This is a genomic window from Erwinia endophytica (assembly GCF_009295515.1).
GTDB lineage: Bacteria > Pseudomonadota > Gammaproteobacteria > Enterobacterales > Enterobacteriaceae > Erwinia > Erwinia endophytica.
The window spans coordinates 1-24597 of the sequence record NZ_RQVV01000041.1 but is presented as its reverse complement, the minus strand read 5'-3'; the positions used below and the strand labels follow the sequence as shown (position 1 = coordinate 24597).

At 51.7% G+C, this 24597-nt stretch carries 20 protein-coding genes; 5 read left to right on the top strand and 15 right to left on the bottom strand.

What is annotated here, in order from left to right:
* Positions 1 to 401 precede the first annotated feature (401 nt).
* Entirely contained in the window at positions 402 to 1730 is a 1329-nt protein-coding gene (locus EH228_RS13025; protein WP_152322088.1) for an MFS transporter, read from the top strand.
* A 39-nt stretch (positions 1731 to 1769) separates the two neighbouring features.
* Here the strand turns inward: EH228_RS13025 and EH228_RS13020 are convergent, their stop codons facing one another.
* Positions 1770 to 3830, bottom strand: coding sequence for an AsmA family protein (locus tag EH228_RS13020; RefSeq protein ID WP_152322087.1), 2061 nt, complete (start codon positions 3828 to 3830; stop codon positions 1770 to 1772).
* Between the two features lie 260 nt (positions 3831 to 4090).
* On the opposite strand from EH228_RS13020, the gene kdgK reads away from it, so the two are divergent.
* Complete coding sequence (gene kdgK / locus EH228_RS13015; RefSeq protein WP_152322086.1) at positions 4091 to 5029, top strand: 2-dehydro-3-deoxygluconokinase; 939 nt, start codon at positions 4091 to 4093, stop codon at positions 5027 to 5029.
* A gap of 144 nt (positions 5030 to 5173) precedes the next feature.
* Here kdgK and EH228_RS13010 read toward each other — a convergent pair whose 3' ends face one another.
* The 7 genes from EH228_RS13010 to dppB all read right to left on the bottom strand — a co-directional run bounded on the left by EH228_RS13010 (position 5174) and on the right by dppB (position 14158).
* Positions 5174 to 6670, bottom strand: coding sequence for a M16 family metallopeptidase (locus EH228_RS13010; RefSeq protein WP_152322085.1), 1497 nt, complete (start codon positions 6668 to 6670; stop codon positions 5174 to 5176).
* A 240-nt stretch (positions 6671 to 6910) separates the two neighbouring features.
* Positions 6911 to 8197, bottom strand: coding sequence for a dicarboxylate/amino acid:cation symporter (locus EH228_RS13005; RefSeq protein WP_152322084.1), 1287 nt, complete (start codon positions 8195 to 8197; stop codon positions 6911 to 6913).
* A gap of 203 nt (positions 8198 to 8400) precedes the next feature.
* Positions 8401 to 9972, bottom strand: coding sequence for an EAL domain-containing protein (locus EH228_RS13000; protein WP_204902662.1), 1572 nt, complete (start codon positions 9970 to 9972; stop codon positions 8401 to 8403).
* Positions 9973 to 10231: 259 nt separating this feature from the next.
* A complete protein-coding gene (gene dppF, locus EH228_RS12995; protein WP_152322082.1) occupies positions 10232 to 11239 on the bottom strand; it encodes a dipeptide ABC transporter ATP-binding subunit DppF in 1008 nt (335 codons plus the stop codon).
* Positions 11229 to 12215 (bottom strand): dipeptide ABC transporter ATP-binding protein, encoded by a 987-nt coding sequence (dppD, locus tag EH228_RS12990; RefSeq protein WP_152322081.1) that lies wholly within the window; start codon positions 12213 to 12215, stop codon positions 11229 to 11231. The genes dppF and dppD overlap by 11 nt, the downstream gene beginning before the upstream one ends.
* 10 nt (positions 12216 to 12225) lie before the next feature.
* Complete coding sequence (dppC, locus tag EH228_RS12985; RefSeq protein WP_152322080.1) at positions 12226 to 13128, bottom strand: dipeptide ABC transporter permease DppC; 903 nt, start codon at positions 13126 to 13128, stop codon at positions 12226 to 12228.
* 10 nt (positions 13129 to 13138) lie between these two features.
* Positions 13139 to 14158: a dipeptide ABC transporter permease DppB gene (dppB, locus tag EH228_RS12980; protein WP_152322079.1), complete on the bottom strand. Its 1020-nt coding sequence runs from the start codon at positions 14156 to 14158 to the stop codon at positions 13139 to 13141.
* Positions 14159 to 14281: 123 nt separating this feature from the next.
* On the opposite strand from dppB, the gene EH228_RS20230 reads away from it, so the two are divergent.
* Complete coding sequence (locus EH228_RS20230) at positions 14282 to 14437, top strand: hypothetical protein (RefSeq protein WP_193323342.1); 156 nt, start codon at positions 14282 to 14284, stop codon at positions 14435 to 14437.
* Between the two features lies 1 nt (position 14438).
* Here the strand turns inward: EH228_RS20230 and dppA are convergent, their stop codons facing one another.
* The 7 genes from dppA to EH228_RS12945 form a co-directional block, all read right to left on the bottom strand.
* Positions 14439 to 16049 (bottom strand): dipeptide ABC transporter periplasmic-binding protein DppA, encoded by a 1611-nt coding sequence (gene dppA, locus EH228_RS12975; protein ID WP_152322078.1) that lies wholly within the window; start codon positions 16047 to 16049, stop codon positions 14439 to 14441.
* A gap of 673 nt (positions 16050 to 16722) precedes the next feature.
* Positions 16723 to 18435 carry a kdo(2)-lipid A phosphoethanolamine 7''-transferase gene (eptB, locus tag EH228_RS12970; protein ID WP_152322077.1) on the bottom strand — a complete coding sequence of 571 codons (1713 nt, stop codon included), beginning with the start codon at positions 18433 to 18435 and terminating at the stop codon, positions 16723 to 16725.
* Positions 18436 to 18719: 284 nt separating this feature from the next.
* Positions 18720 to 19148, bottom strand: a complete 429-nt coding sequence (locus EH228_RS12965; protein WP_152322076.1) for an organic hydroperoxide resistance protein — start codon at positions 19146 to 19148, stop codon at positions 18720 to 18722.
* A gap of 117 nt (positions 19149 to 19265) precedes the next feature.
* Positions 19266 to 19724, bottom strand: a complete 459-nt coding sequence (locus tag EH228_RS12960; protein ID WP_152322075.1) for a MarR family winged helix-turn-helix transcriptional regulator — start codon at positions 19722 to 19724, stop codon at positions 19266 to 19268.
* Positions 19725 to 19872: 148 nt separating this feature from the next.
* On the bottom strand, positions 19873 to 20388 hold the full coding sequence (locus EH228_RS12955; RefSeq protein WP_152322074.1) for an RcnB family protein: 516 nt from the start codon (positions 20386 to 20388) through the stop codon (positions 19873 to 19875).
* 184 nt (positions 20389 to 20572) lie between these two features.
* A complete protein-coding gene (locus tag EH228_RS12950) occupies positions 20573 to 21493 on the bottom strand; it encodes an IclR family transcriptional regulator (protein ID WP_152322073.1) in 921 nt (306 codons plus the stop codon).
* A gap of 53 nt (positions 21494 to 21546) precedes the next feature.
* Positions 21547 to 22716: an MFS transporter gene (locus tag EH228_RS12945; RefSeq protein WP_152322072.1), complete on the bottom strand. Its 1170-nt coding sequence runs from the start codon at positions 22714 to 22716 to the stop codon at positions 21547 to 21549.
* 280 nt (positions 22717 to 22996) lie between these two features.
* Between EH228_RS12945 and EH228_RS12940 the strand changes: the two genes are divergently transcribed.
* Both EH228_RS12940 and EH228_RS12935 read left to right on the top strand, forming a co-directional pair.
* Positions 22997 to 24307, top strand: a complete 1311-nt coding sequence (locus tag EH228_RS12940) for an MFS transporter (RefSeq protein WP_152322071.1) — start codon at positions 22997 to 22999, stop codon at positions 24305 to 24307.
* A gap of 3 nt (positions 24308 to 24310) precedes the next feature.
* Positions 24311 to 24583 (top strand): RidA family protein, encoded by a 273-nt coding sequence (locus EH228_RS12935; RefSeq protein WP_152322070.1) that lies wholly within the window; start codon positions 24311 to 24313, stop codon positions 24581 to 24583.
* Positions 24584 to 24597 lie beyond the last annotated feature (14 nt).

Below are 24597 nucleotides of genomic sequence, written 5' to 3'. Positions count from 1 at the left end.
GTTTTATATCAGTAAACAGACAGAAAGAGGGGATTAATTACCCTTTATTTAACATTGATTGATGCTCCGCGAGTTAACGTCCAGAAATCACTTGTAACAAGGAATGCCGTCCGAAAAATTTCGTTTTTTTGGTGCTAAAATCAGTTTAAAATCTGGTTTATACTTCACTATCTGTCCAATAAGCAGCATTTATAGCTGAACATATCTTTTTTATAGGCCTGTTCTTAGTGAATCTCGCCACAAAATCGTTAATTCTCCTTGCCATCCCCCGGTAATTTTCATATCTCGCGCAGAATCCTCTTTTCCGTTAAAAAAGCCAGCAACCGCGGCCTTTTCGCCATTGAATGCGTCTATCCCGATGCGTAAGATTCTTTTTCACGTTTTACAAATAAGAAAGAGATATGCACGCTTCCATCGCACCTACCCTCGCCACGGATCATGACGACACGCCGGTAAATTCACGCGGAAAAGTACTGGTCGCTTCGCTGGTCGGTACGGCTATTGAGTTTTTCGATTTCTATATTTACGCCACAGCGGCAGTGATTGTGTTCCCGCATATATTCTTCCCGCAGGGCGATGCCACCGTGGCGACACTACAGTCACTGGCAACGTTCGCCATCGCCTTTATTGCCCGTCCGATCGGCTCCGCTCTGTTCGGTCACTTCGGCGATCGTGCGGGTCGTAAAGTGACGCTGGTGGCATCACTGCTCACCATGGGGATTTCTACCGTGGTGATTGGCCTGCTGCCCAGCTATGAAACCATTGGCGTCTTTGCTCCGCTGCTGCTGGCGCTGGCGCGTTTTGGTCAGGGACTGGGGCTGGGCGGTGAATGGGGCGGTGCCGCTCTGCTGGCGACAGAAAACGCCCCGGCGAAAAAGCGTGCGCTGTACGGTTCATTTCCACAGTTGGGTGCGCCGATCGGTTTTTTCTTCGCCAACGGTACGTTCCTGCTGCTCTCCTGGTTACTGACTGACCAGCAGTTTATGTTATGGGGCTGGCGCGTACCGTTTATCCTCTCTGCCGTACTGGTGCTGATTGGTCTGTATGTGCGCGTCTCGCTGAATGAGTCGCCGGTTTTCGCGAAGGTAAAAAAAGAACAGAAACAAGTCAAAGTACCGATTGGCACCCTGCTGTCTAAGCATCTGAAAACCACCCTGCTCGGCACGTTCATCATGCTGGCAACCTACACGCTGTTCTATATCATGACCGTTTATTCGATGACCTGGGGCACCACTCCGGCGCCTAACGGTTTGGGTTTTCCGCGTAATACCATGCTGTGGATGCTGATGATGGCGGTGATTGGGTTCGGTGTCATGGTGCCGATTGCTGGCCTGCTGGCTGACCGCTTTGGCCGCCGCAACACTATGATCGTCATTACGCTGATCATTATCGCCTTCGCGCTGATCTTCCCTTCAATGCTTGGTTCCGGTAATCCGTGGCTGGTGATGGCTTTCCTGCTGTGTGGCCTGAGCATAATGGGGCTGACCTTTGGCCCAATGGGAGCGCTACTGCCAGAACTGTTCCCGACGGCCGTGCGTTATACCGGCGCTTCATTCTCTTATAATCTGTCGTCGATCCTGGGCGCTTCAGTGGCACCGTATATCGCCACCTGGCTGGCTCACAATTACGGCCTGTTCTATGTCGGGCTCTATCTGGCGGCGATGGCCTGCCTGACGCTGTTCGCGCTCATCGCCAGCAAAGAAACCCGCCACGAATCACTGTACGACTAAAATCTGTCTGGGCAATCCGGCCTGGCTGGGCTGCCCATGTTACTTATTACTCTTCATCTGCCGCAGCACGTTAGTACACTGGTTTTGCTGATGATCGCTTGGCGAGATCAGCGCCAGTAACGCAGCAGGTGGCGCGACCAGGCCCAACGCAACGGCTGCCGCGCCTCGCGTAATCAACGGAGCGGCTTTCACCCCTGTCTGCGGGTTTTTGAAGGTGCCACGCACATACAACGGTGAACGCAAAGTAATGATACGCATCCCTTTGCTTTGCGGGTTGACTAACAGGTCCATTTTCTCATTGGCAAAATTGGTGGTGCCGCTGATATTGATCACGGCGTTTTCCGTATCAAAAACAAACAGTTTAGTGGCTGCAAGGCCATTGGTCACCTTCAGATCAGCCGCCGCACAGTTGATGCGCACCGTATCATCGCCAAACAGCTTACCCATCACGTAATTGCCCACATTCAGCCCGACTATCTCCATCAGACTACGGCTGATCACCCCATCATTCATCAGCAGTTTAAGGCTGCCATTGCTGGTCGCCAGAAGCGAGGCGACCGAGTTCCCCGAGCCACTCAGCGTCGCATCGCCGTTCATCTGCCCCATACTGCTGCGCATCGCCTGGACACCAGGAAACAATTGTTTCAGTTTCAGGTTGCGCACATGAATATCGGCTCGCGCCCGCATTGGTGATGAGTCACCCGCCATATGGATAGTCGAGTTCAGATGACCGCCCGCCACGCCAAAGCGCAGTGGGTCGAGTAGCAGATCACCGTTTTTTAATACCAGGTGTGTATAAAGATCACTGAGCGGCAGTGCGTTACTGTGCTCAATACGCTTGCCGCTGAATTTTACATCAGCATCCATCACCTTCCAGCTTTTGCTATCGAACTGATCATGCGGCAGCACACGCCCTGTGGGCTGTCTGACAGCATCGCCCCTTGCCGCTTTCGCTTTCTCAGTTTTTGCGCTGTCTTTACCAGAGTTCACCCCGATTAACGGCCCCAAATCCGCCATACGTAACTGGCGGGAGTCCAGAGAACCCTCCAGTTTTGACCGTGGTTTACCCTGAGTATAGGTCATCGAACCATGGATATCGCTGTCGCCAATATGGCCATTGAAGTTTTCATAACGAAACACCGGAGAATCCTGTTCCCGGAAGCGAACCACCAGGTGACCATCGGTTTCATAAGGCGGGGTATCCGGCAGCAGAATGCCGGTCAGACCATACAGATTGGCCAGCGTATCACCGGCAAAGCGCAGACGGATATCCACCCCTCCCAGGTTGAGTGGATCCTGTAGATTGCCTTCAACTTGTACGCGCGTGGAACCGTTATGGATATCAGCCTGGAGCGGGAATGGGTTGGTTTTACTCCGCAGTGAAAGCATCCCACCTATCTTACCGTCACCGCTGAATGGCTCATTGTTGTATGTGCCGCGGGCTTTCCAGCCAAAGATAAAGTCAGATGCGCCTTGTGTGTCAACATCCTCTTTACGGCCTGCCACTTGTCCGTAAGGTACCGGTTTACCCAGCGGATCAACCGTGAACTGGACATCAGCGTGATTAATGGCATCGCGATAAATAATTTTCCCCTGATCAAACAGGATGTTATCAAGACGAAATGACCATGACGGCGAGGCATTCGCCGCTGAGTTATCGCTGCCAGCCAAATGGAAAGTCCAGTTGTTCTGGCGAGCGGCGGTCTGAATGAATCTGGCGTCAGGCCGTTGCAGTTTAATCCACGGGATAAATATTTGTTTTCTCAGTAATGCCAATGGAGACAGGGAGGCATCCACTCGTTGCAGATGCACCATCATCACCTCTGGGATCTCAGGCGGATTGCCGAGCATAATGTCTTCGGCGTAGACATGGGGCCACGGTATCCAGCTACGCCAGCCCGGCTCATCGTAGTTACGCACCCAACCGACCCCTAAATCACCCCGAATGGCAAAGGGGCGGTTAAGCTCCATCGAAACTTTCTGGTTGATAGTCGGTTTCAGGCGATTCCAGTCAAACATCGAGATGCCCAGCGCCACCACGACAACCAGCAACAAAAAAACCCCGACAATCCAGCTAATTATTTTTCTCGTGCGCAGCATATTTTGTCTCCGTACTCGCTCGAGCCTTCAGTAAAGATAGACCAGAGGAAAGGGTATGATATCAGATCAAGCGCAACAGCTGACCTGAATTGAATTAACGCTGTTGGCTCCTCTTGTCATCACCCAGCCATTGCGGCTTTACCTGAATCCTGAGAGATCTTTATTACTGCCTCACAAATAAAATAAAACGTTGTTTTAAAATATTGACTCTAATGCCCGGCACAGCGAGACTGGAGCAAATTGATAGCGAGCTGACGACTATGACCAGGAAGACTATCGCCGTTATCGGCGAATGCATGATTGAACTCTCCAGGAAAAACAAAGAACTACACCAGGGGTTTGGTGGTGACACCCTGAATACGGCCGTGTATATCGCCCGCCAGGTGGATGAGCAGCAGTTAAATGTGGAATATGTGACGGCATTGGGTACCGACAGCTTCAGTACTGAAATGATCGAGGCCTGGCAGCAGGAAAAAGTCGGTACGTCACTCATTCAGCGCATGGAAAACAAACTTCCGGGCTTATACGTGATTGAAACCGATGCGCAGGGTGAGAGGACGTTCCTGTACTGGCGCAACGATGCCGCCGCACGTTTCTGGCTGGAAAGCGACAAGGCCGACGAAATTTGTCAGCGACTGGCCCACTACGATTACCTCTATCTGAGCGGCATCAGTCTGGCGATACTCAGTCCACAAAGCCGGGAAAAACTGATGGCGCTGCTGGCAACCTGTCGGCGGAATGGCGGCAAGGTTATTTTCGATAACAACTACCGTCCCCGTCTGTGGCCGTCGGTTGCAATCACCCAGGCGGCGTACCAGCAGATGTTGAGTTACACGGATATTGCCTTCCTGACGCTGGATGACGAATCCCTGCTGTGGGGCGAAGCCGACGAGGAACAGGTGATTGCCAGAACGCAGGCAGCAGGCGTGAGCGAAGTGATCATTAAGCGCGGTGCCGACGCCTGTCTGGTCGCGCTGCCAGGACAACCGCCGATCAATGTCCCGGCGGTGCAACTCCCGGCCAGCAGCGTGGTGGATACCACCGCCGCAGGGGACTCTTTCAGCGCGGGTTATCTGGCGGTACGGCTAAGTGGCGGCAGTGCAGAGGCGGCCGCCAGACGCGGTCATTTGATAGCCAGTACCGTTATTCAGCACCGCGGCGCGATTATTCCGCACAAGGTCATGCCGAAAACGGAATAAGATAGTTCAATGGCGGCGGTGGTCGAGTTCAGGGCCGCCACAACCCACCGGGCGGCTCAGGGTGTGACGGTATGATCGAGGCACACGCCTCGTGACATTATCAGCCGCCTACTCGCCAAATCAGTGAGAGCGGCGCAAAAAATTTTACGGGTTTTGCGCCGGAATATCTGACACGGCTGGTCGGGTTTGATCCACTGTTGCGGCGGCAGAGGACTCAGACTCAGGTTGCATGATTTTTATCCACATCGCCTCCAATGCCTTCACGTCGGTTTCCGCTTCGCCCTGTGGCTGTGTCAACACCATAGTCGGATTTTGCGACAATTGCTGATGCAGCTCCTGGTTCATCATCTGCAACGTCAGACTCGACAGGAAATTCTGACGCAACGTCTGATATTGCTCCGGCGCGATATCCACCACGGCGTTCTGCTGGGAGCGCAGGCGCTGGCTCATCAGCACATCGGTATTAATACGTGCATAGGTGGTAAATAGCTTGTTCAGTTCCGCAGTCTTCTGCGCCATCAGCGCATCAAATTCTTCTTGCGGCAGGCCATTGTCACGAATATTAGCCATCTCATGCGCCACCAGATTCAGATTGCTGCTCAGCATATTATTGTCTGTATCCAGATTGATGGCGCATTGCGCGCGCTGATAGAACACCCGGCAGTCAAAACCGACTTGTGCCTTTTGCACCTTGTTGTCGCTCAGTACCCGCTGGACATGCCAGAACAGCGCTTCGCGCGCCAGATCACTCTGCCAGTAACGCTGCAGATCTTGTGAATCACGGATCGGTTGCCATGGCCTGTCCCAGATCAGCGACAAGCGATCCTGATTACCACTGTTATTGATCAGGTTAACGGGCTGCGGCGGCAACGGCGACAATGTCGGGATCGGTAATGGCACATCACGCTTACCCTTTAACGAAGAAAAAGTTTTATTAATTTGCTCGACAAGGCCACGCCCATCAACATTGCCGACCACAAACAACGTCATCGCATCCGGTGTGTACCACTGCTTATAGAAAGCATCAAGTTTGTTGGGATCCACTGGTGCGCTGGACGGTTTGGCGGGATCATGTCCCTGCAGCGTTGAGCCTTTCAGTCGATAGCGCCACCAGGCATCCTGCGTATTAGCAGGCCAGGTGGCAATAGGATCATCCACTTGCAGAGCAGTGTTGACCGTCTGCTCATTAATCGTCATGTTCCCGACCGTTGCGGCCAGCCAGGCCATCGCTTCTTTCACCACTTCCGGACGGTTATTCGGCAGGCTCAGGGAATACAAGGTGAAATCATAAGAGGTAATCGCCGGAGGCTGTGGATGGCTCGGATTAAGACTTTGCTGCCACAACGAGCGCTGCTGGGCAGGATCAAGCTTCGCGTTATGCACCAGGGCTAAACGTGGCAGTAAGCGACTGTATCCACGCTGCTGGGTATTTTCCACCAGCGAACCGGTATTAACCATTAAACGAATTTCAACGCGGTCACTGGGACGCTGTGGCGTTGTCAAAACCTGCCAGCTAAAACCATTATCCAGTTTTCCCTGCTGCCAGGCAGGATCGGGTTGGAGTGTTTCAGCCTGCACTGTGCCACTGGCGGTAGCCAGCAGTATCCCGCCAACCAAAAGACGAATTCTGGTGCCCTGCATGTAAACCCCTACTCAATCACAAACAAAAAAATTACTGACGATCTACGGCCTGCGGCTATCAGTGAAAAAAGATAACTCAGGAAAGCCGTTGTTTTAGGATGGAACAGCTTCTTAGACCACGCATTAGCGGGGATATCCCGCTGAAAAGTGAAAAAATAATAAAAATGCTGGGGGTATTATGCAAATGTCCGCGGTGAGGGCAAGTCATGAGCGACATTTACCGGATATTTAATACATTCATTACCACTGAATTTCAGCGCGTTTTTTTGTCCTTTTGGACGCGGAAAGCCTCTCCTTAAGCTGTTTTTCATCCAGTTGATCAACCCACTTCGCCACCACGATTGTTGCTACGCCATTCCCGACCAGATTAGTCAGCGCACGCGCTTCGGACATAAAGCGATCAATACCGAGGATCAACGCCAGTCCGGCGACCGGTAAATGGCCTACCGCAGACAGAGTTGCCGCCAGGACAATGAAACCGCTGCCGGTGACGCCCGCCGCCCCTTTCGAAGAAAGCAATAACACCACTATCAAGGTTATCTGTTGGATTATATCCATATTGGCATTGGTCGCCTGAGCGATAAAAACAGCCGCCATGGTCAGATAAATCGACGTTCCGTCAAGGTTAAACGAATAACCGGTTGGGATAACCAACCCGACCACCGATTTTTTACACCCCAGTTTTTCCATCTTATCCAGCATGCGCGGCAAGGCCGACTCCGAAGAGGAGGTCCCAAGCACGATCAGCAGTTCTTCTTTGATATAGGCGATAAACCTGAAGATATTAAAGCCCACCACACGCGCAATCAGCCCCAATACCACCACCACAAACAGTATGCAGGTAATGTAAAAACAGATAATCAGTTGCCCCAACTGTACCAGCGAGCCGATCCCGTATTTACCGATAGTAAAAGCCATCGCGCCAAACGCCCCAATCGGTGCCAGACGCATAATCATATTAATAATGCCGAAGATAACCTGAGAGAAACGGTCGATAATATCGAACACCAGCGAACCTTGATGCCCCATGCGATGCAAAGCAAAACCGAACAGAATAGCAAACAGCAATACCTGAAGAATGTTACCGCTGGCGAAAGCGCCGATGACGCTACCCGGGATAATATCCAACAGAAAGGCGATAATACCCTGCTGTTCCGCCTGCTGAGCGTACACCGCGACCGCTTTAGCATCCAGCGTGGTGGGATCAACGTTCATCCCTGCGCCTGGCTGCAACACGTTCACCACTACCAGACCAATAATCAGCGCGACAGTACTGACTACTTCAAAATAGAGCAACGCCACAGCACCAGTACGCCCGACCGCTTTCATGCTTTCCATACCGGCAATGCCGGTCACCACGGTACAAAAAATCACCGGGGCGATAATCATCTTGATCAGTTTTACGAAAGCGTCGCCCAGTGGTTTCATCTGTGAACCCAACTCAGGCCAGAAGTGTCCCAATAACACGCCCATCGCGATGGCGGCCAATACCTGAAAATAGAGGTTTTTGAACAGGAAAGTTTTCATATCATATCCGTTAACAACTTAATGGAATAAAAATGTCATCGTTATTACCTACTTCAGCGCAAAAAAATAACACCACATTAACGACATTGATATAAATTGACATGTTCTGACGCAAGTGATTCATCATTTTAAGAACTGAATCATTTCAGCATCAGGATATACTGACAGAAGGGGACTGGCACATCGCGAAAAACGACATGTCATCAGACAGGCGGCAATCGGGTGAAGTATTTATCGTTAAAGACTGATACCGGCAACGCCTCAGAATAGAAGTAACCCTGGCCGATATGGATACCACGAGCCAATAGCCAGTCGCGTTGCTCAACGGTTTCCACTCCTTCAGCAATCACATCCAGTTTGATTATCTCTGCAATCGCCACGATGACTTTCACCATCGTGTCATCGCCAGGCAGCAAGCAGACAAAGCGCCGGTCCATCTTCAGCGTACTGACTGGCAGCGATTGAAGCTGACTCAGCCAGTTCAGATTGGCGTGGCCCATGCCAAAATCATCCAACGCGACCAACACCCCGACCTGTTGCAGCTCACCCAACAGACGCAGAGCCAGGCCAGGTTCGCCAACCTGCGCCGTCCCCGTGATTTCCAGTATCAGACTACCTGGAAAAATCTGGTGACTGGCAATCAGCTCACGCAGATGCATAATCATCTCCGGTTCACACAGTTGAACAGCCGAGAAATTCACGCTAAGCGGCACGCTAATGCCCACTTTCTGCCAGGTCGCCAACATCCGGCAGGACTCTTCAACGATCCAACGTCCCAACGCGCCAATCACGTCATGCTCTTCAGCATTAACCATCAAATCTTCCGGTAGCGCCCAATTGCCATCGGGCTGGCGCATACGCAACAGGGCTTCCGCTCCCACCAGATTGCCATTACGCATATCCACTTGCGGTTGCAGAAACAGGGAGAACTGCCCTTCCTCCAGCCCCTGCAAAATATTGTGTTCCTGAGTCAAACGCGGGTGCGCCCGCCCCCTCTCCAGCAAAGTGAGGAACAGGGCTTTGTCCGGCTGATGGGTCAGGGCGAAGCGGGTGGTCAGGCGGCTCATTTCATCATGTACCGCTTCAACCACCTGCTGATTGCGGTTATAACTGCGGATTAGCCTCCCCAGCTCATCATCACGGTGGCGTGCAGGCAGAGAGAGTCGATGCGCAATAACCGCCTGCGGCGGCAGAGCCTGCAGTTCGTCAGCGATAGCGCGCAGCGGCCGAATGATCAGCTTGTTGATACACCAACTAATGGCCACCGAGAGGATCAACGCCAGCAACAGATAGGTCGTCACCATGGTTGACAGGGCGCTGAGAATGAACTGATAAACGCGCCACGAATCAGCCTGCAACGCCAGCTGTGCCAGCGGTTTGGGATTGGTCGACGCCAGCGAGTACAGTGGTACGGTGATGGTCACCGGCAGTTCAAATATCTTAGCGATAAACACCGGCACCGCTCTGGGCGGCGTAAAATCACTGTGCAGAACCCGCATCCCATTGGGTAATATCACTTCAGCACGTGCCAGGACCCCGGCAGGCTTTAATGAATTGAGTATCTGCTCAGCCTGAACAATATCGGCCTTGAAGACAGCCTGAGACAATGGCTGACGTATGGTATGCGCAATGTTCTCCATCTGCTGGGCATACTCCATCCTGCGCTGTTGCACAAAATGGAAAAGCTGGATAACGATAAAAATACAGAGAGTCACCGCCGCAACGCCTGATACCGTCGCCATCTGTTTTATCGTTAATGAACGACTCACACGCAAAGCTTTTCTCCGGGACGTTGGAGCCACCACGCCTGAGCGGCAAACTGTCCTGAGTATATCGTATGGTGAACGCTTGTTAAGTTATCCCGCCGGAATGGACGCTGATTCGTTGCCCGCCATAATAAGACCAAGATTTATCAGTTAAATACGCCATAAAAACGTGGAGTAAAAAACGAAAAGGGCGAATCGCTTCGCCCTTTGTCGTCATTGTTGCCACGGTGACCAATGTGAGCCAGTGTACGCCGCTATATCGACCCCGTCAGTTGATGGCCGGTTCCTCTTCGTCCTGATCGACGGCAAAGCAGGCAATCTGCTGATCGCCATATGGCTTAAGCTGGGGCTGTAGCTGGGTACAAAGGTCAAAGCGACGGCTGCATCGCGCATTGAACGCGCAACCCGGCGGCGGATTCAGCGGGCTGGGCAGTTCACCGGTCAGCTTGATGCGCTCGCGGCGCGCATCCGGGTTCAGGCGAGGCGTGGCAGAAAGCAATGCCTGGGTATAAGGATGGCGTGGATTGGAAAAAATCGCCTCTTTACTCCCGCGCTCCACACAGCGTCCCAGATACATAACCATCACCTCATCAGCGATATGTTCCACCACTGACAGATCATGCGAGATAAAGACGTACGAAAGCCCCAACTCCTGTTGCAAGTCCATCATCAGGTTCAGCACCTGGGCCCGAACCGAAACATCCAGCGCTGAAACCGGTTCATCGGCAATCAACACATCCGGATCGAGCATCAGGCCGCGAGCAATGGCGATACGCTGGCGCTGACCACCAGAGAACATATGAGGGTAGCGATCATAATGTTCGGTTTTCAGGCCGACCTTTGCCATCATTTCCAGCGCCTTTTCCCGGCGCTCCGCCTTGCTCAGACGGGTGTTAATCAGCAACGGCTCTTCAAGGATCTGACTGACCTTTTTACGTGGATTCAGTGAACCGTACGGATTCTGGAAAACAATTTGAATCTTCTGGCGGCGCAACTTCTGAGCGACAGGATCGTGCTTCAGCAAATCCTGCCCCTGATAAAACAGTTGCCCTTCCGTTGGCGTTTCGATCATCGTCAACAAGCGTCCCAGGGTGGATTTACCGCAGCCGGACTCTCCCACCACCGCCAGCGTTTTACCACGCTCAAGATTAAAAGACACACCGTCCAGCGCTTTCACCAGGCGTTCCTGACCAAACATCCCTTTCTTCACCGGGTAATATTTTTTCAGATCGATCGCCTGCATCAGCAGCGATGAGTTAGCTTGTTCAGGCTTCATAAGTTGGTCTCCCGGCATCATCCAGTGGATAATGGCATTTGGACTGACGCCCTGGAATATCACGTAATTCAGGCTCTTCTGACCGACAACGGTCAGTCGCATACGGGCAACGCGGGTTTAACAAACAACCGTCTGGACGGTCATATTTACCCGGTACCACCCCCGGCAGGGAAGCCAGACGCGACTTATCGGCGGCAAACTCCGGCAGTGCGCGTAACAGCGCCTGGGTATACGGATGACGCGGCGCTTTAAAGATATCAACAGCCTTACCGCTTTCCACCACCTGGCCAGCATACATCACGATGATATGCTGAGCGGCTTCCGCCACCAACGCCAGATCGTGGGTTATCAGGATCAGCGCCATGTTTTCCTGACGTTGCAGGGAAAGTAACAGTTCGATGATCTGCGCCTGGATGGTGACGTCCAGTGCCGTGGTCGGTTCATCGGCAATCAGCAGCTTTGGCCGACAGGCAATCGCCATTGCGATCATTACACGCTGGCTCATCCCACCAGAAAGCTGATGCGGATAAACATCCAGACGGGACGCGGGATCAGGAATACCCACCTGCGTCAGCAAGTCGATCGCCCGCTGGCGACGACTTTTTTTGTTGCCTCCCTGATGCACTTTGATCGCTTCCATAATCTGAAAACCGACCGTGTAACACGGGTTCAGGCTGGTCATCGGATCCTGGAAGATCATCGCCACTTCAGAACCCACCAACTGGCGACGTTCTTTTTCAGAAATGCGCTGCAGGTCGCGCTGGTTAAACCGCAATGCTTCGGCCGTCACTTTACCGGGATAATCAATCAGCCCCATGATCGCCAGAGAACTGACTGATTTCCCCGATCCGGACTCGCCCACGATCCCCACGACCTGTCCCTGTTGGACCTGATAGCTGATACGATCAACGGCACGAAACGCTGACGACTCGTCGCCGAAATGCACTGACAGTTTGTCTACATTTAATAACGCCATGGGCTGCCTCTTACTGCTTGAGTTTCGGGTCGAGGGCGTCACGCAAACCGTCACCCATCAGATTAAATGCCAACACCGTCAGCAGAATAGCCACCCCAGGGAAAGTGACTACCCACCAGGCACTTTGCGCATACTGCAACACATCGGAGAGCATCGTTCCCCACTCCGGTGTCGGCGGTTGCGCCCCCATCCCCAGGAAGCCCAACGCGGCCATATCGAGGATCGCGTTGGAAAAGCCCAGCGACGCCTGCACGATCAACGGGGCAAGGCAATTAGGCAGAATATTGACAAACATCTGGCGGATAGCGCCCGCCCCCGCCACGTTAGAGGCGGTGACGTAGTCGCGGTTCACCTCCACCATCACCGCAGCGCGGGTCAGTCGGATATAGTGCGGCAATGCCACAAAGGTCAGCGCGATAGACGCGTTAACAATTGACGGACCGAAAATCGCCACCAGCACCAGCGCCAATAGCAGGCTGGGCAGTGCCAGCATGATATCCACCAGACGCATAATAGTGGCATCCGCCACACCACCGACATAGCCAGCAATCAGACCGAAAATCACCCCAAGGATCAGTGACAGCACCACCACCAGACAGCCAACCAGCAGCGACAGGCGGGCGCCATACATCAGACGGGACAAGATATCGCGCCCCACGTCATCAGTCCCCAGGATAAACTTCCAACTGCCGCCATCCTGCCAGACGGGTGGATGCAGCAGCGCGTCACGAAATTGATCTGCGGGTGCATGCGGGGCGATAACATTGGCGAAAATAGCGATAAAAAACATCAACACCACGTAGACCAGGCCAATGACAGCACCTTTGTTACGTTTAAAATAATGCCAAAACTCCTGTAAAGGGGTCATGGGCTTGGGTGCAGCAGATACGCTGCCTGGATTGACTAAAGACATCCTGGCCCCCTTATTTCTTATGACGAATGCGTGGGTTAACCACGCCGTAAAGCACATCGACCAACAGGTTGACCAGAATAATCAACGTGGCCACCAGCAGCACGCCCCCCTGTACCACCGGGTAGTCACGCCGTTGCAGCGCATCGATCAACCAGCGGCCGAGCCCCGGCCAGGAGAAAATCGTCTCGGTCAGAATGGCCCCTGCTAACAGCGTCCCCACCTGCAAACCAATCACCGTCACCACGGGCAGCATGGCATTACGCAACGCATGCACTACGATCACCCGCATACGGGTCAGGCCCTTAGCCCGGGCGGTACGAATGTAGTCTTCTCCCAGCACTTCCAGCATCGCCGAACGCGTCATCCGCACGATCACCGCCAGCGGGATGGTGCCCAGCACAATCGCCGGCAGGATCATATGCATCACCGCATCTTTAAAATCGCCCGGTTCTCCCCATATCAGGGTATCAATCAGCATAAAACCCGTCAGCGGCTTGCTGTCGTCAAGGAATACCGTGTCGCCAATACGCCCCGATACCGGGGTCAGATTGAGTTGTACCGACACCAGCATGATCAGCATCATCCCCCACCAAAAAATGGGCATGGAGTAGCCGGTCAGCGAAATGCCCACGGCTGCGTGATCGAAGACCGAACCACGCTTCACCGCCGCCAGCACACCGACCGGAATGCCGACTACCACCGCAAAGATCATTGCGCAAATCCCCAGCTCCAGCGTCGCTTTAAAGCGCGGAACAAATTCCTGCCAGACGGGAATGCGGCTTTTAAGCGAAATGCCCAGGTCGCCATGGAGTACGCCATAAACGTAGGAAACGTACTGTTGCCACAGCGGTTTATCCAGCCCCATCTGGGCCAGAAGCTGAGCGTGGCGTTCAGGTGACATGCCGCGTTCTCCGGCCATAATCAACACGGGATCGCCCGGGATTAAGTGGACAAACGCGAAAGTTAATAAGGTGATGCCAATAAACGTCGGGATGACAAGTCCCAGACGTCGGAGTATGAACTGCAGCATAATCCGGATTCTCTGTAATTTCCCACCGGTTAATGACCGGTGAGATTATCATTGCTCACATCTTGCGACTGACCAGTCCCAATCGCGACACATTAATCAGCGTCCAGGCCCAGGGTTGATTGAATGAACTCAATTAAGGGTTATTTTCATCCCATCATCACCAACGGATGCAGACAAAAGCCGCCGTTGCGCGGCCCCCTTCTTCGCAACATGACTTATCGTCAGACGAAGAGTGCGGACACCGCGCAACACCGTGGTTCAACCGTGCGCCAGACCTGAATTATTGCTGAAGATCAACGTTCTCGAAGTGATGTTTACCTAATGGATCCACAACGTAGCCAATGACTTTTTTGCTGACCGGCTCATACACAGTGGAATGCGCGATGATCAGCGCTGGCGCCTGTTCATGCATCACCACCTGAGCCTGTTTGTAATATTCAATACGCTTGTTGTGATCGGCTTCAGTACGAGCTGGCTGAATCACGTCTTCAAACGGCTTGTAACACCAGCGAGAGTAGTTAGAACCATCTTTTGCCGCCGCACAGCTGAATAACGTGGCGAAGAAGTTATCCGGATCCCCGTTATCACCGGTCCATCCCATCATCACTGTCTGGTGTTCACCGGCTTTAGCACGTTTGAGATATTCGCCCCACTCGTAGGTGACGATGTTGGCTTTCACACCAATTTTCGCCCAGTCGCTTTGTATCATCTCCGCCATACGACGCGCATTCGGGTTATACGGCCGCTGCACCGGCATTGCCCACAGGTCGATAGAGAACCCGTCAGGCAAACCTGCTTCTTTCAACAACGCTTTCGCTTTCGCCGGATCGTAAGGATAATCCTGCACCGCGTCGTTATAGCCCCACATCGTCGGCGGGATCAGATTTTTCGCTATCTGGCCCGTTCCCTGATACACCGCATCAATAATTGCCTGCTTGTTGACCGCCATGGTCAGCGCCTGGCGCACCTTGACGTTATCCAGCGGTTTTTTCTCGGTGTTGAACGCCAGGTAACCGACATTCAGGCCCGGCATCTGCATCAGGTTGATATTTTTATCTGCCTTCATACGGGCGATATCTGCCGGATTCGGAAATGGCATCACCTGGCATTCGCCTTTCTGCAGCTTGGCGTAACGCACAGACGCGTCTGGAGTAATGGAGAACACCAGACGGTCGATTTTTGGCCTGGTGCCCCAGTACTGGTCAAAGGCCTTGTACAGGATGCGGGAGTCTTTCTGATATTGCAGCAACTGGAACGGGCCGGTGCCGACCGGGTTCAGATCCACCTTCTCCGGCGTACCGGCTTTCAGCATGTTGTCGGCGTATTCCGCTGACAGGATGGAAGCGAAGTCCATGCCCAGGTCAGCCAGGAATGGCGACTCCGGACGGGTCAGCACAAAGCGCACGGTATAGTCGTCCACTTTTTCGATTTTGCTGATCAACTTCGGCATATCCATACCGTCGAAGTACTCATAGCTGCCGCCAGAAATATTATGGTACGGGTGGTTTTTATCCAGTTGACGCTCGAAGGAAAAAATCACGTCGTCAGCATTAAAATCACGGGTCGGTTTAAAATCTTTGGTAGTCTGCCACTTCACCCCTTTACGCAAGTGGAAAGTGTAAGTTTTGCCGTCGTCGCTGATATCCCATTTTTCCGCCAGGCCAGGTTGGATTTCAGTCGTACCGATTTTAAACTCAACCAGACGGTTGTAGATCGGCACGGAACTGGCGTCATAGGTAGTACTGGAGGTAAACAACTGCGGGTTAAAGCCTTCAGGCGACCCTTCAGAACAATAAACCAGAGTTTTCGCCTGGACGCCAGCGGCTACGGTCAAAGCGATCAGGCTCAGACCGACCTTCAGCATCCTTGTTTTAGCCAAGGAAATACGCATGTTTCTGCTCCCATTGTGATGTGGTGTTGGACAATCTCCGTCGGACCTTATTTTTATTTGTACGGTCCTGACGTTTTGCCTTGCGGCGACAGCGAAAAGTAAAAAAGATCTGTAAAAATGCTGACCGGCAGGAACATCAGACAAATCCGAGCTGTTTCACCCGCTGAGGCATCAATTTGTCAACAGTTGCCAGGAAGGTCAATACAATTGGCAGGTATTTACACAGAATGTGAAAAGCAAAAGACCAGCACAATCAAAGATAAAAAGGCTAAAAATAAAGGTAAATATAATTAAATAAAAAAATAAAGTGGCATTTTGTGATGATTATTTCTCTATAGATAGAAATTTGCTCTGTGAAAAAACTATTTGAATAAACCATCAAGTGACTCATTAGTGAACGATACACTTTGTTTATCACCGATGAAGCAGCTAAATATTCTATGAAGGTTGTATAAAAACAAACCAGAAAATCAGAAATATCCATCAGAGAAATGCGCCGCGAATTAAGCGTTTAATCGTCACCAGGGAAAGGCTTTTTATCGCTTATGCCCTCAGTACGGTGCCGCCATTGACCATTTCGCAGACTTCATCTCATCGCGGGGTCATCCCCATCTGCCATCGGGAATTTTATGCAAAAACACGACCGCATTCCGGGGATTGTTTGCCGGTAACATCAACCCGTTATTGAGGGTTGCATCATGGGGGGGTGTACCGCCTTCGCTGGATCAGCGCACCAGTTATTGGACTCGTTGATCCCACCATCCGGCGACGTATAACCCAGACAACCGAGGATGGAGTCAAACAGTTCATAGTGCCGATGCGTTTTGCCTGTTCGCTGCTGCGCTTTAAGGCGTTCAAAAGCGCGCTGGTTCCACGAGTTCGCCAGATATTTATCTGAAGCCCAGATAATCATTGGCACACGGAACTGCTCCGCGGGCGCCATATCGCGTGGTGTTCCGTGCAGATGCATGTTGTTACTGATCGATTCACCATGATCCGCCGCATAAAAAACGATCGCCTTTTTATCACGCAACTGATCAAATACACTGTCCAACACACTATCGGTATACAGCACCGAGTTATCAAAAGCGTTGATTAACGTTGCCTGGCTACAGCGCTTGTCCACGCCCATACATTCCGGCTGATAATGCGCGAATTGACGAGGATAGCGCTGAGAATAAAGGTAATGCGAGCCTTTGGTGTGCAGTACCACCAAATGTTTTCCCTGCGGATGGCGACTTATCGACTTCTTCAGCTCGGACACCAGGAGCATATCGTCGACCGATTTACCCTGATTTTGCTTCTCCGAGCCAATCTGTTCGCGGAATGCGTAGTTATCCGCATCAGTATTGTTATAGAACCAGATTTCACTTTGCATAGCGAACAGCTCGGAACTGAAACCCAGTTTCTTCAGTACCGCGAAAACGTTTTGCTCTTTCAGGGTACGGCCAGGGCCGTCATCCGTTCCGCCTTCACGCACAAACATACAGCGCAGTGACAACCTGGTCGCGGTGTCGCAGGACTCACCGCGAAAGGCCACCAGATTCTTCTCTTGCGACAGCTTCGGCGTAGTATCGCGGTGATACCCCAGCAGCCCCATATGATCCCAGCGCGTGGTTTCACCAATGACGAAGACCACATAGGTGTCATCCAGTCCCGCAGGCGCCTTGTAGGTGAATGCCTTCGCCGGATCGAACAGCTCTTCACTGTCCATCTTTTCGTCGTAGCGGGTATAAGCAAGCAGACCCAGCGCGGTAAGCCAGTTAGAAGGCAGATAAGAGTGCGCGACCACGCCGCCGTAGCTCGGTAAATCGATATTGGTCAGCTTTTCATTCCTGTTTTGCTGCTTATCGAAATAACGAATGGGCAACCACACCAGCGCCACCGCCAACAGTAAAGTGATCAGCGGCTGCAAACGCTGACCTGGCGTTTGAATCTGTTCCAGCAAGGTAAAGCACAAGGTATTACGCCAAATCAGCAGCAGCGGTACAGCACTGACCAGCACCATCCACAACACAAAGTAATAACCAATCACCTCTTTCGACAGATCAATATCGGTCGTCATCACCGAAGCAACGATGCCATAGCCAATCACGACGTTGAAAAAGCTCATGTAGTAGCTGGCGGCAACAGATATCAACACCAGTGCGGTAGCCGCGATACGCCAGAATATCTTGCCGCCCAGTGATAACAGACGCATCAGGAAAAAGGTTAGCAGGACGATAGCGACCACTTCCGCCACGGCGGAAAACCACTGAGATATTTTGAAATGGGACCCAAAGGGGTCAAAACGACGATAAAAGACCGGGATATTTAGAAAAATCCCAATGTAAAAAGCCAGCAAAAACGACAGCTTTTGCTGAGTCAGTGTTTTTATATCATTCATACAACGTTGATTCCCGGTGTCACTTAAAATGGTTCTTAAAACGAACCCAACGCCAGTTGGACTCTCCTGTCACACCAGAGTTCGGGGCGTAAACTAATTACTGAGCGGAAATAAAATACCCCGGATGATTCTGAGCGTCAGACGACGTTATAAACAGGGATGAAGACATCGTGCCGGATGGTTTATGCGCGTAAGCATGCAGATAACGCCGGAAAGGTGAAATAGCCAGCGTGAAGGAGCCATCATAACAGGGTGGCAGACACCACCCTTGTGAGTACTTACTATCAGTTAATGATATTCAGCGTGACATCAATGTTGCCGCGAGTCGCATTGGAATAAGGGCAGACGATATGCGCTGCATCAACCAATTTTTTAGCTTCCGCCGCCGCCATTCCTGCCAGATGAATATTCAGCGTAACCTCAATCCCAAAACCAGTCGGTAAAGGGCCAATCCCTACTTCACCTTCAATAAAGACGTCTTTTGACAGAGAAATTTTGTCGCGCCCCGCAACAAACTTCATTGCGCCGAGGAAGCAAGCCGAGTAACCGGCAGCAAACAACTGCTCAGGATTGGTGGCTTCACCACCCGCGCCCCCCATCTCTTTTGGCAGGCCCAGTTTCACGTCCAGCACACCATCAGAGGAAGTAGCACGACCATCACGTCCCCCGGTGGCTTTCGCTTTCGCACGATAAACAACTTTTTCTAACGACATGGTGAGGCTCCTTCTGTTTGATTTTCATGTTAAGCACGCAATTAAATAGCAAGCTATATATATGGGTACATATTATTGAGTCTGCAACCGACGATTCCAGCCTGCTCAGTCCTTTGCTCAACGGTTCAGGTTGTCACGCAAGGTTTCTAACGCGTGCTTGAGTGATTTCAGCGCCTCAGCATCACAGCCCGAGGCACAAGTCACAGCATCTGGAATATCCATGGCTTTATTGCGCAACTCGCGACCCTGCTCAGTCAGGGTGACGATCACCTGTCGCTCATCTCTTTGCGAACGCTGGCGGTTCAACAACCCCGCAGCTTCCAGCCTTTTCAACAATGGCGTCAACGTGGCTGAATCGAGAAAAAGACGCTCACCAATCTCAGAGACCGTCACACTATCACGCTGCCACAGCACCAGCATGACCAAATATTGCGGATAAGTAATACCCAACAAGCTTAACAACTGGCGATACTGCTTGTGCAGCGCCAAATTGGCGGAATAAAGCGCAAAACACAGCTGTTGTTCAAGTAATAGCGATGCGTTTTGCACTTTTTTGTCATCTTTATCGGTCATCATGCGCCCAATATAAATAGCGCACTATATAATAGCAAGTTTATTTCACGATCATTGCGCCAAATACTGAAATCAGCATGAAAAAAAGCCCGGTGCTCTCCGCCAGGCTCAGGTTGATGACTAACGCAGCTCGTAGAAAACACGGCCTTAATCAGGACTGTTTATAAAAGATATCGCCTGATTCAGCTCTGATGATTTTGCCGTCGGCTTTGTTGAACAGCACGTAGTTGCCGCCCATATAAGTCCAACTGGTACCTTCATCTGGTTGCGGCAGATTACGGGCCTTCCAGTCGACAATTTCGTATTTTTTGGTGCGGTAACGATCCGGCACCACACTGCCGATGGTGAAACGCTGAAAATCAGCGAAGAAAGACTTAATCTCATAAGGATTAGCCGGATCAGGTTGATCCTGCGTATTGTCACTACCCGGGTTCTGCATGGACTGGGCCTGCGAACCGGATGAAGCCCCTTGAGGAACATCAGCCGCCGCGCCCTGAGAATCGCCTGGCGTGGTGTCTTCCAGCGTCTGCGCATCCGTTGCCTGAGCCTCAGTAATTGGGGCCTGTACCGCCGGGTCCTGCTTGTCTGCCGCATCAGCAGAGGAGAACAGTGGCCCTGACGCGCCCAACAACATGGCTGAAATTAAAACGTATGTCGACTTACTCATAGTATCTCCAAATTACACGGTACCTGCCCGTAAGCAGACTCACTGAATTCTACAAAATTAATCCGCCAGATTTTTACTTTTTTCCCCGCTACGCGGGGCAAAGCCCGCTTGCAATATTTCGCCGTAGAAGATAAAACGTCTGCAAGCGGAACTTACTGGAAAATTGTAAAGAGAGGATGCGTCGCTACCTTGTGGCCGATCGGCGGGAAAGCAAAGCAGCGCTTTCCGTCAGCATTCTTTGCAATTGTTGTAGCCGGGTATTACTGGCGCTGACCGTCGGCATGATACAACCAACCGCTCCCAGCACCTCGCCGGATTCTCCCCGTATCGCACAGGCGATCCCGGACTGGCCGGGCATAAACTCCTCATCTTCCAGGGCAAAGCCATGACGACGGATCTGCCGTAGATTTTCGACCAGTGTTGCCAGCGAATCGATCGTTTTGCGGGTAAAAGGAGTCAGTCCCTGATCGGCCACCACACGGGCGATTTGCGGCTCCGGCAACCAGGCCAGCATCGCTTTTCCCACTGCAGTCGCATGGGCGGCGGCGCCTATCTCTCCTGGTTCCATTCTCCGTCCGTTATCCGGCTCCTGACGCGTTATGATGGTCAGATTGGAACCGGAAAATATCGCCAGCAATACGGTTTCATTGATTTCATGACTCAAACGCCGTAATTCCGGCAGCGACTCACTGACTAAATCAAAGGAACCACGGTTATTGCTATGCACCAGTTCCAGTAATCTGCCGCTCAATTGATAAGTTCGGCTATCATCATGGCGGTTCACATAACCCCGATGAACCAACGTATTCAGCAAATGATGGCACGTTGAACGGTTTAGCCCACTGCGGGCGGTAATATCTTGCAGACGTAATACCCCTGACTGCCCGGCGAGGATCTCAAGAATATCCAGTGCCCGACTGACCGATTGAATAAGCGTTTTGTCATGAGTCATGGCCACCTGTTTAGTGGCGGAGACCGGAGGGCTGATCGCCTCGTTCGGCATGATGTTATACAGTGCATGAGGTAACGGGCTGATATCCTCCGGCGCCAGTCGACGCAGAGAAGGCTCAACAGGCCGATCGTCAGGCGCTCCAGACTTGATCACAATACATCCTTATTACCCTGGATAAAGAAACCGTAACGGTGAAAAGTTCGCCTTCACGGATGGACCGATTGATTATCAATACGCAACAAACGGCATTGAATAATTAATGCTATCGCGCAAAAGCTCGCGCCGGCAATACAGACACCATACCAATGTCCCTGTTGCCAGACTATCCCCCCCACCAGCGTCCCCAACGCGCCGCCAAGAAAACGCGTTACCATATATAACGTATTCAATCGACTGACCGCTTGCAGGTCTAACTGATAATTGCGATTCATACTAATAACGTGACTAACCTGCATCCCCAGATCCATGATGATTATTCCAGGGATCAACGCCAGTACATTACCGAAGCTCAATGCAAACGACAAAAAAGACAGCAGCATCAGCCCCCCGCCGATTAACAACAGCGTGGTCGGTTTGATTCGCGAAGACAGTCTCCCTGCGGCTGGTGCAGCCATGACCCCTGCTGCCCCCACCAGCGCGAATAAACCGGCGTCGCTGGCGGTATATCCCCGATGCAAACTGCTCAGGTAAAATGCCAGCGTGGTCCAAAAGATACTGAAGGCACCGAATTGCAGGGCAGCAGCCAGGGAAGTAATACGCAATACCGCATGGCGCCTGACCAGTGCCGTCAGGCTTGACAGCAACGAAAGATAATTCCCTGTAAAAGTTGGCTGTGCGGCGGGGAGCAATATCCGCAACGCAAACAGCAGAATGACCATGATAATCGCCGCCATATAATAAACCGCCTGCCAACCGAGCCAGGTACCAATCTGACCCGAGACAAAACGTGACAGCAAGATCCCCAGCAGTAATCCCCCCATGACCAGACCTACCGCTTCACCCGCCTTTTCCGGGCCCGCCAGCTTAGCCGCGAACGGCGGCAAGATTTGCGGCACGATACTGGTGAAACCAATAAAAAAAGCAAAAACTAGCAACAGGCGAAAATCCGCAGCCTGGGCAAACAGCAATAGCATGACGCAGGCTAGCGCCAGCATAATGGTCACCAGGCAACGGCGTTCTATTTTGTCCCCTAATGGCAACAGCAAAAACATGCCCAACGCATAACCCAATTGGGTCAGGGCAGCCACTGCGCTGGCACTTTGCTGTGTGACGTGAAAACTGACGGCCAGTGCTGCCAACAAAGGCTGATTGTAGTAATTATTCGCGACGACCAGCCCGGCAGTTAACGCCATCACCCACAGAGTAAAACGTTGCATAACCACTCCCGTCCCTTCCCGCTGTTGCAACAGTGAAAAACGCCTGCCTGAAATTTAAACAGTGGCACGATCTTACCTTCAAATGGTATTTATTTCATATTATGAAATAATAAATAAATCATATGATCAAAGGCCTTTATTTATTGGCATTAAAAACTCTATCATGGCTGAATAAATCAGACAAATCATGTTTTGAGCCTGTCAATGGTCCATTTTCATTACCATATTGTATTTTAAATTTCATATTATGAAATAATATTTTACCTCGGAGCCAGCCACTATGAGTACGGATCGACAATCGGGAAAGTTGACGTGTTCAGACCTTAAAGCCATTGTTGCTTCAAGCATCGGCAACTGTATTGAACTGTTTGATCTGACTGTTTTCGGTTTTTTCGCCGCCATAATTGGCGCCCAGTTTTTTCCCAATAATAATCCGTTGATCTCAACGCTGAGCAGTTTCGCCACCTTCGCTATCGGCTTTTTAATGAGGCCGGCAGGTGCCTTACTGCTGGCGCCAATTGGCGATACGTTAGGTCGTAAAAAACTGTTGTCGATAACCATGATACTGATGGGGCTGGCCTCTCTGGGTATCGCAATTTTGCCCAGCTACGCCTCCATTGGCTGGCTGGCGCCGGTTTTATTGATTTTATTTCGTCTGATACAAGGCTTTGCCGGTGGCGGAGAATGGGGAGGCGCCGTATCGATGATGGTGGAACACGCGCCGGAGAATAAACGGGGTTTTATCGGTAGCTTTCAGCAGGTTGGTTTCGGCCTGGGTATTCTGGTCGGCACGGTGTGTTCCTTTTTGCTTAACACTTTTCTTAGCCATCAGCAGATTATTAGTTGGGGATGGCGGGTACCGTTCTTGATTGGTTCGGCCGTTGCGCCACTGGCACTGTATATTCGCCGTAACATTGCCGAGTCGCCTGAATTTATCGCGTTCGAGCGCCAGGACAAACTCCCTGCCCGGCCATTGACCGAGGTTTTCAAATATCACTATCGGGGAATTTTATCAGTAATCGGTATTGGTACGGTGGGTACCGCGGCAGGTTATATTGCCAATCAGTTTATGAATAACTATGCATCGGGTACTTTAGGTATGCCGATGGGCCGTGTATCACTGTTGATTATGGTTGCCTCTATTTTGCAGATGTTGCTCATTCCACTGTGGGGCTGGGTTTCTGACAAAGAGGGACGTATTCAGGTGATCGGCGCAGCCGCTGTGCTCTATTTGATCCTGATCTATCCCTTGTTTGTACTGCTTTCCCAACATCCATCCAGCTTCACGCTGGGATTATTGGTTTTCAGCAGCGCAATTTTGGTTTCCGCCAGTTTTGGCCCATTGCCAGCGCTCATCTCAGCATTTTTCCCCGCCCATATACGTACCACGGCTATTTCTATCGGTTATAACTTCGCGGCGGCCCTGTTTGGCGGCTGTGCTCCACTGATCAGCACCTGGCTAATTAGCCGTACGGGCAATCTCATTTCACCGTCGTATTACGCACTCTTTTGCGCATTGATTTCAACCGTAACCGCAGTGGTATTGTTGAAACAATCCCGGATGTTATCCTCAACCAAAAAGGCAGTATGAGTTATGTCTCTCCCTGAGTATCACTCCCCTTCGAGTCTGTTCACCCCTACCGGCCCCTGGAATATTCTGGCGGATACCGGCAGTCTGGTATTCCTGGCTGGCATGCGCGGCATCTCACCGCAAACCAATCAGCTGGTGGCCGATGAACGCCAACGTATTCATCAGGTATTTATTAACATCGAAGCTGCTGCCGCCTCAACAGGACTGGATATGCGGCATATCGTACGTTTGACTGTGATCTTGACCCACCATCTCCAGACCGCTTTTGTATCTTAAGTTAACGATGCCCG

Bases quoted from the DNA above. Each gene is read 5' to 3' on its own strand.
- EH228_RS13025 (WP_152322088.1), top strand. From the start codon at position 402: ATGCACGCTTCCATCGCACCTACCCTCGCCACGGATCATGACGACACG.
- EH228_RS13020 (WP_152322087.1), bottom strand. From the start codon at position 3,830: ATGCTGCGCACGAGAAAAATAATTAGCTGGATTGTCGGGGTTTTTTTG.
- kdgK (WP_152322086.1), top strand. From the start codon at position 4,091: ATGACCAGGAAGACTATCGCCGTTATCGGCGAATGCATGATTGAACTC.
- EH228_RS13010 (WP_152322085.1), bottom strand. From the start codon at position 6,670: ATGCAGGGCACCAGAATTCGTCTTTTGGTTGGCGGGATACTGCTGGCT.
- EH228_RS13005 (WP_152322084.1), bottom strand. From the start codon at position 8,197: ATGAAAACTTTCCTGTTCAAAAACCTCTATTTTCAGGTATTGGCCGCC.
- dppF (WP_152322082.1), bottom strand. From the start codon at position 11,239: ATGAAGCCTGAACAAGCTAACTCATCGCTGCTGATGCAGGCGATCGAT.
- dppD (WP_152322081.1), bottom strand. From the start codon at position 12,215: ATGGCGTTATTAAATGTAGACAAACTGTCAGTGCATTTCGGCGACGAG.
- dppC (WP_152322080.1), bottom strand. From the start codon at position 13,128: ATGTCTTTAGTCAATCCAGGCAGCGTATCTGCTGCACCCAAGCCCATG.
- dppB (WP_152322079.1), bottom strand. From the start codon at position 14,158: ATGCTGCAGTTCATACTCCGACGTCTGGGACTTGTCATCCCGACGTTT.
- EH228_RS20230 (WP_193323342.1), top strand. From the start codon at position 14,282: ATGAACTCAATTAAGGGTTATTTTCATCCCATCATCACCAACGGATGC.
- dppA (WP_152322078.1), bottom strand. From the start codon at position 16,049: ATGCGTATTTCCTTGGCTAAAACAAGGATGCTGAAGGTCGGTCTGAGC.
- eptB (WP_152322077.1), bottom strand. From the start codon at position 18,435: ATGAATGATATAAAAACACTGACTCAGCAAAAGCTGTCGTTTTTGCTG.
- EH228_RS12965 (WP_152322076.1), bottom strand. From the start codon at position 19,148: ATGTCGTTAGAAAAAGTTGTTTATCGTGCGAAAGCGAAAGCCACCGGG.
- EH228_RS12960 (WP_152322075.1), bottom strand. From the start codon at position 19,724: ATGATGACCGATAAAGATGACAAAAAAGTGCAAAACGCATCGCTATTA.
- EH228_RS12955 (WP_152322074.1), bottom strand. From the start codon at position 20,388: ATGAGTAAGTCGACATACGTTTTAATTTCAGCCATGTTGTTGGGCGCG.
- EH228_RS12945 (WP_152322072.1), bottom strand. From the start codon at position 22,716: ATGCAACGTTTTACTCTGTGGGTGATGGCGTTAACTGCCGGGCTGGTC.
- EH228_RS12940 (WP_152322071.1), top strand. From the start codon at position 22,997: ATGAGTACGGATCGACAATCGGGAAAGTTGACGTGTTCAGACCTTAAA.
- EH228_RS12935 (WP_152322070.1), top strand. From the start codon at position 24,311: ATGTCTCTCCCTGAGTATCACTCCCCTTCGAGTCTGTTCACCCCTACC.